Source organism: Variovorax humicola (assembly GCF_037889915.1).
GTDB classification, from domain to species: domain Bacteria; phylum Pseudomonadota; class Gammaproteobacteria; order Burkholderiales; family Burkholderiaceae_C; genus Variovorax; species Variovorax humicola.
In genome coordinates, this window is the sequence record NZ_JBBKZV010000017.1 from 59,027 (window position 1) to 75,483 (window position 16,457).

Genomic DNA, 16,457 nt, shown 5'->3' on the forward strand with positions numbered 1-16,457 from the left:
CCTACCAGGGCAGCGAGTAGGTCTTGCTGTTCGTGAAGCTCTTCATTGCCTCCAGCACGCCTTCCTTGTAGCCGAGGCCCGAGTCCTTGATGCCGCCGAACGGCGTGAGCTCCAGCCGGTAGCCCGGCACCTCGCGGACGTTCACGCTGCCAACGTTGAGTTCGCGAATGAACTTCGTGATGTAGTCGAGGCGGTTGGTGCACACCGCCGAGGACAGCCCGTAGGCCGTGCCGTTGGAGATGCGGATGGCATCGTCGATGTCCTTGAAGCGGATGACCGGCGACACGGGCCCGAAGGTCTCCTGCTTGGCGACCGTCATCTCCGGATCGACTCGGTCCAGCACGGTCGGCGAATACAGTGCGCCGCGACGGACATTGCCGCACATCAGCTTCGCGCCGCCGGCGATGGCCTCGTTGACCACCCTCTCGAACTGGATGGCGGCGGCCTCATCGATCACGGTGCCCATGTCCACGCTCTTGTCCATCGGGTCGCCGTATTTCAGCGCGCGCGTCTTTTGCACCAGCAGTTCGACGAAGCGGTCGGCCACGGCTTCATGCACCAGCATCCGCTTGATCGCCGTGCAGCGCTGGCCGGAGTTCTTGTAGGAACCGCTGGCCGCCAGCGTTGCCGCTTCCTCGATGTCGGCATCTTCCATCACGATGATGGGGTCGTTGCCGCCGAGCTCCAGGATCTGCCGCTTGTAGGTCGCCTTGCCCGCGATGTACTTGCCGATGGCCACGCCGCCGGTGAAGGTGACGAGGTCCACGTCGGGATGCGTGAGCATCTCGTCGGCGATCACGCGCGGATCTCCGGTGATGACCGACAGCATCTGCGGCGGCAGCCCGGCTTCATACAGGATGTCCGCGAGGATGAAGGCAGTGAGCGGCGTCTTCTCGCTGGGCTTGAGCACCATCCGGTTGTTGGTCGCGATCGAAGGCGCCACCTTGTGGATCACCTGGTTCAGCGGATGGTTGAACGGCGTGATGGCGGTGATGACGCCCAGCAGCGGCTCGCGCATCGTGTAGACCTTGCGGCTCTTGCCGTGGTGCGTGAGGTCGCAGGAGAACACCTGCCCGTCATCCACCAGCGCCTGATTCGCCGCGAACAAGAGCACGTCGGAGGCACGTCCCACTTCGTACAGCGAATCCTTGCGGCACAGGCCCGATTCCATCGTGATGGTGCGCGAGATCTCGTCCAGCCGCGAGGCGATGATCTCGCCGGCGCGCATCAGGATCTTGTAGCGTTCGTAGCGGGTGAGGGTCGGCTTGTAGTCGCGTGCGATGCGGTAGGCGCGGCGCACGTCTTCGAGCGTTGCCTTGGGCACGGTGGCGATCACTTCGCCGGTGTACGGGTAGGTGACCTCGATGACCTCGTCGCGGTAGACGCGCTCACCGGCGATGCGCAATGCTTCGATGTGGATGTCGGCTGGCTTCATCATGGGCTGGCTCATGGATTTGTCTCCTCTCGGCTTTACTGGGCGTGGTTCAGGGCGAGGTCCAGCGCATCGAAGTTGCGCAGGCGCCGGCTGGCTTCGACGCCGTCGACGGGACGGTTGCAGATCAGCGGCACACGCTGCTCCGACACGCCGCCGTGCGAGCGCAGCGGCACTTCGAGCGCCGAGAGATCGTGGCGGCTGGCGGAGGTCCCGATCACCGTGTTGCGTTCACTCACGACCACGATGTCGCCGATTCGGTCCGGCGGCAGCTCGAAGCGCTTGGCGGCCTCGGCGCGAGACAGGACCGACTCCATGCCGGGCAGCTCCTTGATGCGCTCGATCCACTGTGCGGCCGTTGCCTCGTCGGGTGCGTAGACGGTGGCGAACGAGCCCAGCGCGCCGTGGTGGACAACGTACGGGTCGGTGATCGGAAGAATGACGCGTGCGGCCTCGGCGCCGTACCAGGCGTCCAGGACATCTTGCAGGTAGATGACGTTGGGCTGGCCGTCGGTGTCGTGCTTGTCGTTCATGCCATGGTCGGCGGTCAGCACGATGGTGGCGCCTAGCGCGTCGAGTTCGGCCAGGTAGCGGTCCATCATCGCGTAGAACGCATTCGCGGCCGGACTGCCAGGCGCGGCCTTGTGCTGAACGTAGTCCGTCGTCGAGAGGTACATCAGGTCGGGGCGGCGCGTCTCCATCAGCTTGACCCCGGCAGCGAAGACGAACTCGGAGAGTTCCGCGCTGTAGACCGAGGGCACCGGCAGCCGCACGAGATCCAGCACGTTGTCGATGCCGTTCTCATCCTGGGTCGCCTCGTCGGCCTTCTCCGACGAGAAGCAGATGCCCTTCATGTGGTTGCCCAGCAGCTTGCGCAGCTTGTCCTTGGCGGTGACCACCGCTACCTTGGCGCCTCCGTCCGCGAAGGCCGCCAGCACGGTGCCGGCGCGCAGGTACTTGGGGTCGTTCATCATCACTTCCTTGCCGAGTTCGCGGTCGAAGAAGTAGTTGCCGCAGATGCCATGCACGGCAGGCGGCGCGCCGGTGACGATCGACAGGTTGTTGGGATTGGTGAAAGACGGCACCACGCAATCGGCCAGCAGGTTGGCGCCGGTTCGCATCATCTTTTCAAGGTACGGCGCGACGCCTGCTTCCACCGCGGCATCGAGGTAGGCCGGCTCGCACCCGTCCACGCAGACCACGACCACCGGCCGCTTCATCCAGCGGTAGCTCCGTGCATTGACTTCGATCGACTGGGGGTTCATTTCATGCTCCTTGTTGATTGGAAGAGTTGGACAGTGGCGAGCCGGCGTCCGGCCGGCCCATGGCCGTGTGCATTCGGCTGCGGCTGTCGGCAACGTGTTGCCGCATGACGCGCCCAGCGCGCTCGGCGTCACCGGACGCGATGGCGTCGACGATGTCGCGGTGCTCGTCGACCGACACGCTCAAGCCGCCGCCGTTGTCGAGGGCCCGCATGCGAAAAAGCAGCAGTTCCTTGATAAGGCGCTTGTACGTCTCGATGAGCTTCTGGCTGCCAGCCGTTTCCAGCAGCACCTCGTGGAACTGCAGATTCAATTGGGCGTATTGCTCGACGTCCTTGGCCTTTGCGGCGGACCCCATGGCCTTGAGCATGCCCTTGAGGCGCTCGATTCCGTCCGGCGCAATGGCGCGCGCCACTCGGCGCCCGATGATTTCCTCGAGCGCTTCGCGCAGCTCGTAGATCTCGTCGGCTTCCTCGAAGGAGATCTCCCGCACGAACACGCCGCGATTCTTTTCGTTGCGCACGAGCCCGGCTTCCTCGAGCGCCCTCAGGGCCTCGCGGATGGGACCGCGGCTGGTGTTGAAGCGCTGTGCGAGTTCGCTCTCGTTCACCCGCGTACCCACGGCCAGCTCGCCAGTCATGATGAGTCGCTCGATCTCTTCCTGCACCAGCATGGGCAGCGAATTGGACTGGAAGAAGGCCAAGGCGGCGGCGGGTTTGCTTGAGTTCATGAGCTCGATTCTGCGCACCAAATCGCCAACTGTCAACAATTTAATATTGACAGTTGCCAGTTAACGTTTTACATTGAGTGTACCGAAGCGGCCGTCACGACGCGCTTGGACCCGAGTCAGCAACCCAATTCCTACCCACACAGGACGAACCGATGAACTCAATCAAAGGCATCCGCCGACTCTCTACGGCACTGTGCGCGACGGCCCTGGCCTTCGCCGTGACCGGCGCTTCGGCGCAACAGAAGACCACCTTGCTCGTCTACACCGCGCTCGAGACCGACGCGATGAAGCTCTACAAGGACGGTTTCGAAAAGGCCAATCCGGACATCGACATTCGCTGGGTGCGCGACTCGACCGGCATCGTCACGGCCAAACTGCTGGCCGAGAAGGCCAACCCGCAAGCCGACGTGGTCGCTGGTCTTGCAGCCAGCAGCCTGGCCCTGCTGGAACAGGAAGGCATGCTCGCGGCTTATGAGCCCAAGGGCTTCAAGGAACTGACGCCCGCGTATTCGGACAGCGCCCGTCCCCCATCCTGGGTGGGAATGGACGTGTGGGCAGCCACCATCTGCTTCAACACCGTCGAGGCCAGGAAGCGCGGGCTGCCCAAGCCGGAAACATGGAAAGACCTCGCCAACCCGATCTACAAGGGCGCAATCGTGATGCCGCATCCGGCCTCCAGCGGCACCGGCTACCTCGACGTGGCCGCCTGGCTCCAGCTGTGGGGCGAGAACGATGGCTGGAAGTACATGGACGCGCTGCATGAAAACATTGCGCAGTACGTGCACTCCGGCTCCAAGCCCTGCAAGCAGGCGGGTGCCGGCGAGTTCCCCATCGGCATCTCTTTCGAGTTCCGCGCGCATCAGGTCAAGAAGTCGGGCGCGCCGGTTGAGCTGGTGTTCCCCAAGGAAGGATTGGGCTGGGACATCGAAGCCACCAGCATCATGAAGACCACCAGGAAGATGGAGCAGGCCAAGCGCCTGGCCGACTGGATGTCCAGCAAGGAAGCCAACCAGATCACCGCCAACTGGTGGGCCGTGGTGGCCTACCCCGGCGTCGCCAAGCCGCTGGAGGGCATCCCGGCGAACTACGAGCAGCTGCTGTCCAAGAACGACCTCAACTGGTCGGCCAAGAACCGCGAACGCATCCTGACCGAGTGGAGCAAGCGCTACGACGGCAAGTCGGAAGCCAAGCCCAACTGATCGTTCCACAACCCGCGACGAGAGCAAGAAGATGGACATGACTGACACCAGATTCCTCGCCGGCGATGCGCAAGCCGCCGGCGCGCTCGAGGTCATCGGAATCCGCAAGGACTTCGAATCCTTCAGCGCCCTGCGCGACGTGCACCTGCGCGTCAATCCGGGGGAGATGCTCTGCTTCCTCGGTCCCTCGGGCTGCGGCAAGACCACGCTGCTGCGGATCATCGCGGGACTGGAAACCCAGACGGCCGGACAGATCCTGCAAAACGGCAAGGACGTGTCCTGGCTGCCGCCCGACCAGCGCGACTACGGCATCGTGTTCCAGTCGTACGCGCTGTTTCCGAATCTCACCATTGCCGACAACATCGCCTACGGGCTGGTCAACGGCAAGGTGCGAAAGGCCGAGATCAAGACCCGCGTCGAGGAGCTGTTGAAACTCGTCGGCCTGCCGACCTCGGGTGCCAAGTACCCCAGCCAACTCTCGGGCGGACAGCAGCAGCGCGTGGCGCTGGCCCGCGCACTGGCGACGCGCCCCGGCTTGCTGCTGCTCGACGAACCCTTGTCGGCGCTCGATGCGCTGGAGCGCATCCGCCTGCGCGGCGAAATCCGCCGCTTGCAGCGGCAGGTCGGCATCACCACCATCATGGTGACGCACGATCAGGAAGAGGCGCTGTCGATGGCCGATCGCATCGTCGTCATGAACCACGGCGTGATCGAGCAGGTGGGAACGCCCATGGACATCTACGAACGGCCCGCCACGCCCTTCGTGGCCGATTTCGTGGGCAAGGTGAATGTGCTGCAAGGCTACGCCCTGGGCGGCAACCTCTTTCGCGTGGGCGACATGGACCTGCAATGCGATGCCTGCGACAGCGGCTTCGAACCCGGCGAGGCGGTGAACCTGTACCTTCGGCCCGAAGACCGCATGGTCGAGAACCTCGCGCACGACACGCCCAACCGCCTGCGCGTGCTCGTCACCAAGGTCGAGTTCCTTGGCGGACTGTGCATTGCCGAAGTCACGGCCGACGCGCTGCATGGCCAGAGCATGGGCCTGCATTTCTCGCTCAACCAGTTGCATGACCTCGATATCCGCGAAGGCAACCGCATCGACATCGCCCTGCGCGCCAATCGCATCCGCGCCTTTTGCAGCAGGACGGCCAAGGCATGAACGCGCTGGCCCGCCCCTACACTGCCGCGCCCATCGGCGTCGCCCGCCGCAGCATGCGCTGGAGCCGCGACGACCTGGTCGCGCGTGCGGTGCTGCTGGCCATCATGGCCATGCTGCTGGTGTTCCTCATTGCACCGCTGTTCACCATCCTCGTGAACGCGGTGCTGGACAAGGATGGCAAGTTCGTCGGACTGGCGCACTTCATCACCTACTTCCAGACGCCCAGCCTGCTGCGCGCGGCGTGGAATTCCATCTGGGTCGCCTCCGTGGTGGTGATGATCTCGGTGCCGATGGCCTTCGTCTGTGCCTACGCGCTCACACGCACCTGCCTGCCCAACTGGTTCAAGGGCACCTTCAAGCTGGTGGCGCTGATTCCGCTGCTGGCGCCTTCGTTGCTGGCGGCCATTTCGTTCGTGCAGTGGTTCGGCACTCAGGGGGCGCTCAAGTCGCTGCTGATGGGCGCTTCGATCTATGGCGCGCCGGGCATCATCCTGGCGGAGGTCTACAACACGTTTCCGCATGCGCTGATGATTCTGGTTACCTCGCTGTCGCTGGCCGACGGCCGCTTGTACGAAGCGGCGACCGCCTTGCGCACGCCGCCTTGGCGCCAGTTCACCACCATCACCTTGCCCTCCTGCAAGTACGGCCTGATCAGCGCCGCGACGGTCGTGTTCACCTACGTGGTCAGCGACTTCGGCTCGCCCAAGGTGATCGGCGGCAACTTCAATGTGCTCTCGGTCGACGTGTTCAAGCAGGTCGTGGGGCAGCACAACTTCTCGATGGGCGCGGTGGTCGGCATGCTGCTGCTCGTGCCCTCGATCCTGTCCTTTGTCATCGACTACACCGTGCGGCGCAAGCTGAAGGCGCAGTTGACGGCGCGCTCCGTTCCGCACATGCCCAAGCCGCGCCGGCTGGCCGACGCCTTGCTGGCCGCGGCATGCGTCATCGTGATCACGCTGCTGCTGGGCACCATCGGCATGGCGGTCTACACCTCGTTCATCACGCTGTGGCCGTATGACCTTTCGCTCACGCTCAAGCACTACCACTTCGCCCTGATCGACAGCGACATGGCCTCGGCCTACACCAACAGCCTGATTGTGGCGATCTCGACGGCGCTTGGCGGATCGCTCATCGTCTTTGTCGGCGCCTACCTGATCGAGAAGACGCGCAACCTCGTCGCGATGAAACGCGCCATGCACCTGATGGCCGTGCTGTCGATGGCGGTGCCGGGGCTGGTGCTGGGCCTTGGCTACGTGATGTTCTTCAATCACCCGGGCAACCCGCTCAATGGGCTTTATCAGACGATGCCCATTCTGGTGGTGTCGATGATCGTCCACTACTACACGTCGAGCCACCTGACGGCGGTGACGGCGCTCAAGCAGATCGACAACGAATTCGAAGCCGTGTCCGCCTCGCTGAAGGTGCCATTCTTCAAGACCTTCCTGCGGGTGACCGTGCCCGTGTGCCTGCCGGCGATTCTGGACATCGGACGCTACTTCTTCGTCGTCTCGATGGCCAGCCTGTCTGCGGCGATCTTCCTGTACTCGCCCGACACCATCCTTGCGTCGGTTGCGATCATGCATCTGGACGACGCTGGCGAAATCGGACCGGCGGCGGCGCTTGCGAGCCTGATCGTCGTCACGTCCATCGTCGTGTGCATCGTCTATTCGTTGTTGACGCGCGTGCTGCTTGCGCGCACGCAGGCGTGGCGCAATCTGCGCCGCGGCTGATCATCTCTTGCCTGTACCTCATTCCCCACCTGGAGACACCATGAGCCAAGCTCGTTCACCGATCCTTCTCACGCCCGGCCCATTGACCACATCCGACAAGACCCGCGCGGCCATGCTGCGCGACTGGGGCTCGTGGGATTCGGACTTCAACCAGATCACTGCGCGCATCCGCCAGCAGGTGCTGCGCATCGTGCACGGCGAGGCCACGCACGAATGCGTGCCGCTTCAGGGCAGCGGCACCTTCTCGGTCGAGGCCGCCATCGGCACCATCGTGCCGCGCGATGGCCATGTGCTGGTGCCCAACAACGGCGCCTACTGCCAGCGCATCGCCAAGATCTGCAAGGTGCTCGGCCGTCGCGTGACCCTCATCGACTACACGGAAGACAAGCAGGTGCAGCCTGCCGATGTGGACCGCGTACTGGCGGCCGATCCTTCCATCACCCACGTCGCGCTGGTGCATTGCGAAACCGGCGCGGGCGTGCTCAATCCCCTGCACGAGATTGCACTGGCCGTTGAAAAGCATGGCCGCGGCTTGATCGTCGATGCCATGAGTTCCTTTGGCGCCATCGAAATCGACGCGCGCAAGACGCCCTTCGATGCGGTCGTCGCCGCATCGGGCAAGTGCCTCGAAGGCGTGCCCGGCATGGGCTTCGTCATCATCCGGCGCAGCACGCTGGAGAAGTGCGAAGGCAACTGCCATTCGCTGGCCATGGACCTCTACGACCAGTGGGTGTACATGGGCAAGACGACGCAGTGGCGCTTCACGCCGCCCACCCACGTGGTGGCGGCACTGGACGAGGCGATCACACAATACGTCGAAGAAGGCGGACTTGAAGCGCGCGGTGGCCGCTACGCGCGCAACTGCAAGACCCTGATCGCCGGACTGGCTGCGCTGGGTGTGCGCAGTTACCTTGACCCGGCCATCCAGGCGCCGATCATCGTCACCTTCCATGCACCCGATGACCCGAAGTACGACTTCAAGACCTTCTACCAGGAAGTCAAGAAGCGCGGCTACATCCTCTATCCCGGCAAGCTGACGCAGGTGGAGACCTTCCGCGTTGGCTGCATGGGGCACTTCGGAGACGCTGGCATTCCGGGGGCGGTCGCGGCGGTGGCGGACACGCTCAAGGCCATGGGGATCAAGCAGCAGGTCACCGACGTTGCGACGACGGCGTGATCGTCGCACCGTGCGCCTCGAAGCGTCGCCTCCGTTTTTGGCCGCTCCCCCGTGCCCATCGCGGCGGCCGTCAACCGCCCGCGCGAACCGGGCCGTTCAAGACTGGTATTCCGCGCTCGCGCGCGACAACACGGATCGTTCGCCGGGCGCTCGACCGATCAACCGTCTGCACGCGCCAGCGGCGTCGTTTTCGTCGGTGCGGACGATGAACCACGCTGGCTGCGCAAGCGGACGATCATGAAGTTGGCGGCCTGCATCACATGCTGGCGCGCCATTTCTTCCACCGCTGCGCCGTGGCCCTCGGCCACTTCGGCGAGCATGGCTTCGTGCTGGTCCCAGATGTCGCGCGGCTTTTCGTCGCGCATCAGCACCTCGCCCATCACCCGCTGCGTAGAGGTCCATTGCGCCTCCATGTTCGGCGCGATCAGCGGGTTTTCGGACAGTTCGTAGATGAAGGCGTGGAACTCGCGGTCGGCGGCGATCATGGCGGCCACCGACTTGCTCTTGACCGCCTTGCGGCCTTTCTGGATCAGCGCCCCGCCGCTCTTGCGGGCCCGTTCGGCATTGAGTTCGGCCGCCTTGCGGAATGCCAGGCCTTCCAGCACGGCGCGGATCTCGTACATGCTCAGCACATAGTCGAGGTCGAGTGGCGCGACGATCAGGCCACGGCCCGGTGCGTCCTTGAGCACGCCCTTGTTGCGCAACAACAGCAGCGCCTGTTGCACCGGCTGGCGCGACACACCGAGTTCCTGCGCGATCTGCTCCTGGATGATCCGCTCGCCTGGCGCCAGCCGGCCCTCGGTGATCTCGCTCAGGATCGCTTCGTGGACCTGCTCCACGAGCTTCGGTTGCAACGCCAGTTCTTTCATCGCACCAGTATATAAGCGCCGCTGCACAGTGAATTCGGTATGCAGCACGGCATCAGGGTTTCAGGCCAAGATCATGAGTCCTCGGTTTTGCCATTTCGGGATTCGAGCCAGTCGGCGATGCCGGGCGCGAGCACTGCTTGCGCCTTGCCTGTACTTCGCGAAGTGCCGACCGGGCTCATCATCAGGAAGCTCTGGCCGATCGAGGCACCCGGCGTGATGCCGCTGGCATCGACCAGGTCGTCGAGGCGATCTGCGACAAGTCGTTGCTGTGCGGCGCGTTCATCGCCCTGCTCCTTTCAGGATGCGTTTGGCCAGGGTCCGTGATTGCTCAAGACGCCCTCCAACGCCGCTCGGCATCGTCCCATGCGCCGAGCGGCTGCAGGTCGGGCACCCAGGCCAGGCCCGACTTCGCGTCCGATGAAGCGGCCTCGGGCGTGACGATGACATCGAGCAGCGCGGGCCGGTTGGCCAGCGCGCGCTGGATCGCCGCCGGCAGGTCCGCGGCGCGCTCGACGCGTTCGCCGTGCAGCCCGAAGGCGCGTGCCATGGCCGCATGGTCGGCGTACTGCAGCCGCGTGCCGACGACCTTGCCGTGGCTTTCCTCTTGGTCGCGCACTTCGATGGCCCAGCTGCCGTTGTTCGCGACCACGATCAGCACCGGTGCCTTGTGGCGTGCCGCGGTGTCGATCTCCATCGCGTTGAAACCGAAGGATCCATCCCCCGTTGCGACGACCACGGTGCGCTCCGGCAGCGCAAGACTCGCTGCCACGCCAAAGGGCGTGCCCACGCCGATGCAGCCAAGCGAGCCGGGGTCGAGGTAAGTGGTGGCCGGCAGCCCCACACGCGCAAAGCTCAGGAAGTCGCCGCCGTCCGCGACCACCACCGCATCGCCCGGCAGCGCATCGCGCAGCGCAGCGACGAGGCGATTGGGATGCATGCGGCCGTCGCTGCCGTCGGCAGCGGACTTCATCGACGTCACCAGCTTCTCCGCGCGTTCGAGATGCTTGGTGCGCGCAGTGCCGGCCCATGCGCGATCGGCTGCGCCTTGCTTGCCTTCGGTGGCCTGCAGCAGCGCATCGAGTGCGTCGGATGCCGTGGCAAAAAGCTCGACTGCGCCGCGGCGGTTGTCGCGCAGCTCGCCGGCGCAATCGGCGATGCGCAGGAACTTCGCCTCGCCGAACACAGCCGGCGATCCGTAGGCCAGCTGGAAGTCCAGGCGGCGGCCGACCGTCACGACCAGGTCGGCCTCGGTCATCACCGAGCCGCGCATCGCGGCGACGACCGCCGGATGATCGTCGGGCACCAGGCCACGGCTTTCGCCGGTGTCAAGGTAGAGCGCGCCCAGCCGCTCCATCAGCTTCGCGAGCTGCGGCCCTGCCCCACGCGCGCCGCGGCCGGAGATGAAGAGCGGCTTCTTCGCGGCCAGCAAAAGTTCCGCGGCGCGATGCACTGCGTCGGGGTCGGGCAGGAAGCGGTCGCGCGTGCGGCCCTGCATCTGCTCCGGCAGTTCCAGCGCGCGCGGGACCTCGGCACGCAGCGTGTCCACCGGAAAGTCCAGGTACACCGGGCCGGGCTCGCCGCCTTGGCCAAAAGCGCGCGACACCGCTTCGTCCAGCTCCTGCAGCACCAGTTCCGGTTGGCGCACGGTGCGCGCATAGCGGGTGAGCGGGCGCACGAAGTCGGTGTGGATCATGTCCTGCAGCGCGCCGCGGTTTTCCTGCTGCTGCGGCGGCGTGCCGGAGAGCACCAGCACCGGCGCCTTGGCCACGTAGGCATTGGCAATGCCGGTCATCGCATTGGTCACGCCGGGGCCGGCGGTGACCAGCGCCACGCCGAGGCCGCCGGTGAGTTCGGCGTGCGCGTGGGCCATGTAGACCGCGGCGCGCTCGTCGCGCACGTCGATGATCTGGATGCCCTCGGCGTCCAGACGCATCCACAGCGGCATGATGTGGCCGCCGCACAGCGCGAAGACGCGTGAGACGCCGCGCGCCTTGAGGAAGCGCGCCACCAGCGCGGCCGCGGATTGCTCGGTGATGGTTGGAGCTTGTGCCATGGTTCAGTTCCGTTTCGTTGTTGTCTTCAAAGCAGGCAGAGCGAGATCCAGGGCACGGCGGCAACGATGGCCAGGCCCACCAGCAGCGCCAGGATGTAGCCGACGATCGGCTTCATGCCCTCGGACGGATCGACGCGCCCGACCGCGCAGGCCGCGTAGTAGCCCACGCCAAAGGGTGGCGCGAACAGGCCGATGCCCATCGAGAGCACCACCACCATTGCGTAGTGCACCTCGTGCACGCCCATCTGGCGCGCGATCGGGAACAACAGCGGCCCGAACAGCACGATGGCCGGAATGCCCTCCAGCACGCTGCCCAGCACGATGAAGGCAATGATCGACACCACCAGGAAGGCCGTCCGCCCGCCGAGGGCCGACATGGCCTGCGCCAGCGTGTTGGAGAAGCCCGACTGGGTCAGCGCCCAGGCCATCGCGGTGGCGGTGCCGATGATGAACAGGATCGCGCCGGTGAGCGCGGCCGTCTCGATCAGCATCGGCACGACGCGGCGCCATTGCATCTGACGGTAGAACAGCACACCCGCGATGATCGAGTAGGCGATGCCGAGCGTGGACACCTCGGTCGCCGTCGCCACGCCGTAGACCACGGCGGCGCGGATCACAAAGGGCAGCAACACCGCTGGCAGGGCCACCAGCAGCGCGCTGCGGATCTGCGAACCGGTGGCCTTGGTGACGTGCGAGAGGTCTTCCTTGCGGTAGCGCCACCAGACCACGCCGCACAGCGTGGCGGCCAGCACCAAGCCGGGCAGCATGCCGCCGGTGAACAGCGCTGCGATCGATACCCCCGTGACCGAGCCGATCGTGATGAGCACCAGGCTCGGTGGGATGGTCTCGGTCTGCGCGCCGGTGGTGGCGAGCAGCGCGACAAGGTCGCCATCCTTCGCGCCGCGCTTGCGCATTTCCGGGAACAGCACGGGCGCCACCGCAGCCATGTCGGCCACCTTCGAGCCCGAGATGCCCGACACCAGGTACATCGCGCCGAGCAGCACGTACGACAGCCCGCCGCGCACATGGCCGAGCAGGCTCGCGAGGAAGGCGACCATCGCGCGCGCCATGCCTGTCATCTCGATCAACAGGCCGAGGAACACGAACAGGGGCACCGCCAGCAGGATGATGTGCGACATGCCTTCGTCCATGCGGCCGATCATCACGTCGATGGGCAGGCTCGTCGTCAGCGTGAGGAAGCCGAAGGTCGCAAGGCCGAAGCAGATGGCGATTGGCACGCCCATCAGCACCGTCACTGCCGTGACGCCGACGAAGAAGATCAGCAGGTTGAGGTTGCCCAGGCCCTTCATCGCGGGGCCGATGGCCTTGAACACCAGGCAGGCGAGCACGACCAGCGCGACCGCGCCGAGGACGCGCTTCCAGTCGCCCACGCGCAGCAGCCGTATCGCGGCCATGAGCGCCATGAGGCCGAAGCCAGCCGGCAGTGCCGCTGCGCGCCAGGCGTTCGAAATCTCGAGTGCCGGCGTGGTGACGTCGGCCTCGCCCGTGGCGAACTCGAAGGCCGGATAGACGATGAACAGCAGGAAGGCCAGCGCCGCCGCAAGACCGACGGTGTCGAGGAAGGCGCGTGTGCCGGGCGACACCTTGGCGACCAGTGCCGTCATGCGCATGTGCTCGCCGCGGCGCAGTGCCACCACCGCGCCGAGCGTGGCCAGCCACAGGAACAGGATGGACGCGACTTCATCGACCCAGATCAGGGGCGTGTGCAGGAAGTAGCGTGCGATGACGCCGGCGAGCAGCAGCAGGATCTCGGCTGCGATCAGCAGCGCCGCGATCCATTCGATGCCGCGTCCGAGCGTAGCTTCGACGAAGCCGGCTGCGCGCGCGACGGTCCCATCGGGCAGCGCGGCAGTCGGAATAGAGGGGGCGGATGGAAGGTGCGACATGGTCGTCTCGCGGGAGGAATGAGCGGCCAGCGCGCTCATGCAATGTCGCCGGCGTACTGCGTGAGCAGCGCCCAGGCGTCCTTGTCGAAACGCTCTTTCACATCCTTGTAGAAGTTGGCCTTGCTGAGCGCGCTCCGGAAGGCCCCTGTGTCGACCTTGTTGAATACGAGCCCCTTGCCTTCGAGCGACTTCTGCAGGTCGACATTGGCCTTGGCGATGTCGTCGCGCTGCTTCTTCGCCGCGGCATTGATGTGCTTCGCCACGACGGTCTTCACGTCGTCGGGCACGCCCTTCCAGACCTTGCCGCTGGCAACGAACCAGAAGCCGTCCCAGGCATGGTTGGTGAGCGAGCAGTACTTCTGCACTTCGAAGAACTTCGCCGCCTCGATCAGCGCGAGAGGGTTCTCCTGGCCGTCGGCGACCTTGGTCTGCAGCGCCTGGTAGGCCTCGCTGAGCGGCAGGCTGACCGGTGCCGCACCCAGCGCCTTGAACATCTGCACCCACAGCGGCACCACCGGCACGCGGATCTTGAAATTCTTCAGGTCGTCGGGTGTCTGGATCGGCTTGCTGCTGGTGGTGATCTGGCGGAAGCCGTTGTCCCAGACCGCTTCGAAGGGCGCCAGGTTGGCCTTGGCGATCGCAGTGCGGATGTGGTTGCCCATGGCGCCGTCCATCGCGGCCCAGACCTTGTCGTAGCTGGAGAACGCAAAGCCGGTGCCGGTGATCGCGGTCACCGGGACCAGCGTCGACATCACCATGCCCGGGAAGGTGGCGAGTTCCAGCGCGCCGGAGCGCACCTGCGACATCATGTCCGAGTCGCTCCCCAACTGGTTGTTGGGAAAGAGCTGGATCGCCACCCTCCCCTTGGTTTCCGCCGAGATGGCGTCGAGTGCCTCTTTCAGTCGCACGTTCACCGAGTGGGTGACGGGCAGGTCGGTGCCGAGCTTGAACTTGAATTCGGCATTGGCGGCCTGCGCCCAGGCGCCGCTCGTGACGGTGCCGGAGCCGAGCAACGCGCCGGCGGCGAGGAAGTTTCTTCTGTTGAGCATGTCAGTTGTCTCCTGGGTCAAGGTGGCTTGCAGATTTGCCGCTCTTTGGGAACCTTCGTTGTAAATGTATTCTGAATTCAGAACTCAGTCAAGACGGGGTTTTTGCCAAATCGTGCGCCCGCCGGCGCTACTGCCAACTGACCAGGGCGCTCGCCATCGACGGCAATGACCGCGCCGGTGACCGGCGCGCGCCGGCCATCGAACCGGCACATGAAGGCGGAACGTTCGATCATGGAAATCAGCTCCTGGAGATGACGCGTCGCGGCTGCACCCGCCGACGCGACGGGCGTGCCGTAGCCGTCCGGTCTCAGCTCATGGCCTTGTCGCGCGACATCAGCTCGCGCAGCGTGCGGTGCAGGATCTTTCCGGTGGCGGTGCGTGGCATCTCGTCGTCCTGCACGAAGATGATCGAGCGCGGCCGCTTGTAGCCGGCCAGGCGTTCCTTGCACCAGTCGAGGATCGCTGCCTCGGCGGCCTTCGGGTCCGCCGACGGGTCGTGCAGCACGACGACCGCCTGCACCGTCTCGCCCCACTTCTCGTGCGGAATGCCGATCACCGCGACGTCCTTGACGCTGGTGTGCGTGCCGATCACCGTCTCGACCTCGGAGGGGTAAATGTTCTCGCCGCCGCTGATGATCATGTTGCTCTTGCGGTCGACCAGTTGGATGTAGCCGTCCTCGTCGCGACGCGCCATGTCGCCCACCGAGCACCATTCGCCGCGGAAGGCCTCGGCCGTTTTCTCGGGGTTCTTCCAGTAGCCGTCGAAGACATAGGCGGTGCGCGAGTAGAGCTCGCCAACCTCGCCATCGGGCACTTCCTTGCCGTCCGGGTCGAGGATCTTGATGGCGCCCGAGCCGGCCCATTCGCGGCCCACGGTGCCCAGCCGATCGATCTGCTCTTCGGGGCGCAGCAGCGTCACCCAGCCGGCCTCGCTCGAACCATAGAGTTCGAACAGGCCCGAGTTCTTGAAGTAATCGAGGATGGCGAGCTTGGTGTCCTTGCGCGCAGGCGCCGAGGAAATCAGCAGCTTCTCGACCGCGCTCACGTCGTACTTCGCCTTCACCGCGGCCGGCAGGCCCAGCATCATGATGTAGTGGGTGGGCACGAGCGAGGTGAAGGTCACCTTCTCCTGCGCCAACGTGGCCAGCAGCCCCTCGGGGTCGAAGCTCTTGCGGTCGTCGACCACGATGGTCGCGCCCAGGTACATGAAGGTCAGGGCGAAGTACAGCGAGTTCGCATGGCACAGCGGCATCACCAGCAGCGCCGTGTCATCGCGCGAAAAGCCGAACTCCACCGCGGTGGCCAGCGCGATCAGCGCATTGCCTTCGTGGTTGCGCATGGCGCCCTTCGGCTTGCCGGTGGTGCCGGAGGTGTACATCAGTGCGAAGGGGTCCTCGGGCCGCACGGTGACCGTGGGCGGCGTGGTCGAGGCAGCGGCGATCAGGGCTTCGTAGCCGGTCCATCCGGCCGGCGTGCCGGCGCCGCCGAAGCGCACGTAGCGGTCGGCCTCCAGCGGCAGGTCGGCGCGGATCGGCTCGATGCGCTCGACCAGGTCGTCCTGCACGATGACCGCCTGCGCCTCCGCGTGCTCGAGGATGTACGCGATCTCCGGCGCCATCAGGCGGAAATTGATCGGCACCGCGACCAGGCCGCTGCGCGCGAGCGCGACGTACATCTCCATCCACTCGACGCAGTTGTACGCGAGCAGTCCGACGCGGTCGCCCTTCTCCAGGCCGAGTGCCAGCAGGCCGTTGGCCAGGCGGGTGGCGCGCTCGTCCCACGCGCCGAAGGTCAGCACGCGCTTCGAATCGCGCGTGCCGGTCTTGCGCGGATGGAGCCGCGCGTGGGCGGCGATGGCATCGGAAACGGCGAGCAGATGGCTCATGG

At 65.4% G+C, this 16,457-nt stretch carries 13 protein-coding genes; 4 read left to right on the plus strand and 9 right to left on the minus strand.

What is annotated here, in order from left to right; genetic code table 11:
* Window position 1: 1 nt before the first annotated feature.
* The 3 genes from phnY to WKW80_RS23090 are packed head-to-tail and all read right to left on the minus strand — an operon-like array spanning window position 2 to window position 3,424.
* Window positions 2-1,450 (minus strand): phosphonoacetaldehyde dehydrogenase, encoded by a 1,449-nt coding sequence (gene phnY, locus WKW80_RS23080; RefSeq protein WP_340365899.1) that lies wholly within the window; start codon window positions 1,448-1,450, stop codon window positions 2-4.
* A 20-nt stretch (window positions 1,451-1,470) separates the two neighbouring features.
* A complete protein-coding gene (gene phnA, locus WKW80_RS23085; protein ID WP_340365900.1) occupies window positions 1,471-2,697 on the minus strand; it encodes a phosphonoacetate hydrolase in 1,227 nt (408 codons plus the stop codon).
* A gap of 1 nt (window position 2,698) precedes the next feature.
* The gene (locus WKW80_RS23090) at window positions 2,699-3,424 is read right to left on the minus strand and encodes a phosphonate utilization associated transcriptional regulator (protein WP_340365901.1); all 726 of its coding nucleotides are present in this window, start codon (window positions 3,422-3,424) and stop codon (window positions 2,699-2,701) included.
* Between the two features lie 152 nt (window positions 3,425-3,576).
* On the opposite strand from WKW80_RS23090, the gene WKW80_RS23095 reads away from it, so the two are divergent.
* Genes WKW80_RS23095 through WKW80_RS23110 form a run of 4 tightly spaced genes read left to right on the plus strand, consistent with a single transcriptional unit; the run spans window position 3,577 to window position 8,692 of the window.
* Complete coding sequence (locus WKW80_RS23095; RefSeq protein ID WP_340365902.1) at window positions 3,577-4,623, plus strand: putative 2-aminoethylphosphonate ABC transporter substrate-binding protein; 1,047 nt, start codon at window positions 3,577-3,579, stop codon at window positions 4,621-4,623.
* Between the two features lie 31 nt (window positions 4,624-4,654).
* Window positions 4,655-5,785 (plus strand): putative 2-aminoethylphosphonate ABC transporter ATP-binding protein, encoded by a 1,131-nt coding sequence (locus WKW80_RS23100; RefSeq protein WP_340365903.1) that lies wholly within the window; start codon window positions 4,655-4,657, stop codon window positions 5,783-5,785.
* On the plus strand, window positions 5,782-7,515 hold the full coding sequence (locus WKW80_RS23105; protein ID WP_340365904.1) for a putative 2-aminoethylphosphonate ABC transporter permease subunit: 1,734 nt from the start codon (window positions 5,782-5,784) through the stop codon (window positions 7,513-7,515). The genes WKW80_RS23100 and WKW80_RS23105 overlap by 4 nt, the downstream gene beginning before the upstream one ends.
* A gap of 40 nt (window positions 7,516-7,555) precedes the next feature.
* Entirely contained in the window at window positions 7,556-8,692 is a 1,137-nt protein-coding gene (locus WKW80_RS23110) for a 2-aminoethylphosphonate--pyruvate transaminase (RefSeq protein ID WP_340365905.1), read from the plus strand.
* Window positions 8,693-8,850: 158 nt separating this feature from the next.
* Here the strand turns inward: WKW80_RS23110 and WKW80_RS23115 are convergent, their stop codons facing one another.
* The 6 genes from WKW80_RS23115 to WKW80_RS23140 form a co-directional block, all read right to left on the minus strand.
* Entirely contained in the window at window positions 8,851-9,609 is a 759-nt protein-coding gene (locus WKW80_RS23115; protein WP_340365906.1) for a GntR family transcriptional regulator, read from the minus strand.
* A gap of 280 nt (window positions 9,610-9,889) precedes the next feature.
* Window positions 9,890-11,614, minus strand: a complete 1,725-nt coding sequence (locus WKW80_RS23120; RefSeq protein ID WP_340365907.1) for a thiamine pyrophosphate-binding protein — start codon at window positions 11,612-11,614, stop codon at window positions 9,890-9,892.
* A 26-nt stretch (window positions 11,615-11,640) separates the two neighbouring features.
* Window positions 11,641-13,521 carry a TRAP transporter large permease gene (locus WKW80_RS23125; RefSeq protein WP_340365908.1) on the minus strand — a complete coding sequence of 627 codons (1,881 nt, stop codon included), beginning with the start codon at window positions 13,519-13,521 and terminating at the stop codon, window positions 11,641-11,643.
* 35 nt (window positions 13,522-13,556) lie between these two features.
* Complete coding sequence (locus WKW80_RS23130) at window positions 13,557-14,570, minus strand: TRAP transporter substrate-binding protein (RefSeq protein WP_340365909.1); 1,014 nt, start codon at window positions 14,568-14,570, stop codon at window positions 13,557-13,559.
* 77 nt (window positions 14,571-14,647) lie between these two features.
* On the minus strand, window positions 14,648-14,803 hold the full coding sequence (locus tag WKW80_RS23135; protein ID WP_340365910.1) for a hypothetical protein: 156 nt from the start codon (window positions 14,801-14,803) through the stop codon (window positions 14,648-14,650).
* Window positions 14,804-14,877: 74 nt separating this feature from the next.
* Window positions 14,878-16,455, minus strand: coding sequence for a class I adenylate-forming enzyme family protein (locus WKW80_RS23140; RefSeq protein ID WP_340365911.1), 1,578 nt, complete (start codon window positions 16,453-16,455; stop codon window positions 14,878-14,880).
* Window positions 16,456-16,457 lie beyond the last annotated feature (2 nt).

Excerpts from the sequence above, each read along its gene's own strand:
- WKW80_RS23120 (WP_340365907.1), bottom strand. The coding sequence starts at position 11,614 with ATGGCACAAGCTCCAACCATCACCGAGCAATCCGCGGCCGCGCTGGTG.
- WKW80_RS23135 (WP_340365910.1), bottom strand. The coding sequence starts at position 14,803 with ATGATCGAACGTTCCGCCTTCATGTGCCGGTTCGATGGCCGGCGCGCG.
- WKW80_RS23140 (WP_340365911.1), bottom strand. The coding sequence starts at position 16,455 with ATGAGCCATCTGCTCGCCGTTTCCGATGCCATCGCCGCCCACGCGCGG.
- WKW80_RS23110 (WP_340365905.1), top strand. The coding sequence starts at position 7,556 with ATGAGCCAAGCTCGTTCACCGATCCTTCTCACGCCCGGCCCATTGACC.
- WKW80_RS23100 (WP_340365903.1), top strand. The coding sequence starts at position 4,655 with ATGGACATGACTGACACCAGATTCCTCGCCGGCGATGCGCAAGCCGCC.
- WKW80_RS23130 (WP_340365909.1), bottom strand. The coding sequence starts at position 14,570 with ATGCTCAACAGAAGAAACTTCCTCGCCGCCGGCGCGTTGCTCGGCTCC.
- phnY (WP_340365899.1), bottom strand. The coding sequence starts at position 1,450 with ATGAGCCAGCCCATGATGAAGCCAGCCGACATCCACATCGAAGCATTG.
- WKW80_RS23090 (WP_340365901.1), bottom strand. The coding sequence starts at position 3,424 with ATGAACTCAAGCAAACCCGCCGCCGCCTTGGCCTTCTTCCAGTCCAAT.
- WKW80_RS23095 (WP_340365902.1), top strand. The coding sequence starts at position 3,577 with ATGAACTCAATCAAAGGCATCCGCCGACTCTCTACGGCACTGTGCGCG.
- WKW80_RS23125 (WP_340365908.1), bottom strand. The coding sequence starts at position 13,521 with ATGTCGCACCTTCCATCCGCCCCCTCTATTCCGACTGCCGCGCTGCCC.
- WKW80_RS23105 (WP_340365904.1), top strand. The coding sequence starts at position 5,782 with ATGAACGCGCTGGCCCGCCCCTACACTGCCGCGCCCATCGGCGTCGCC.
- phnA (WP_340365900.1), bottom strand. The coding sequence starts at position 2,697 with ATGAACCCCCAGTCGATCGAAGTCAATGCACGGAGCTACCGCTGGATG.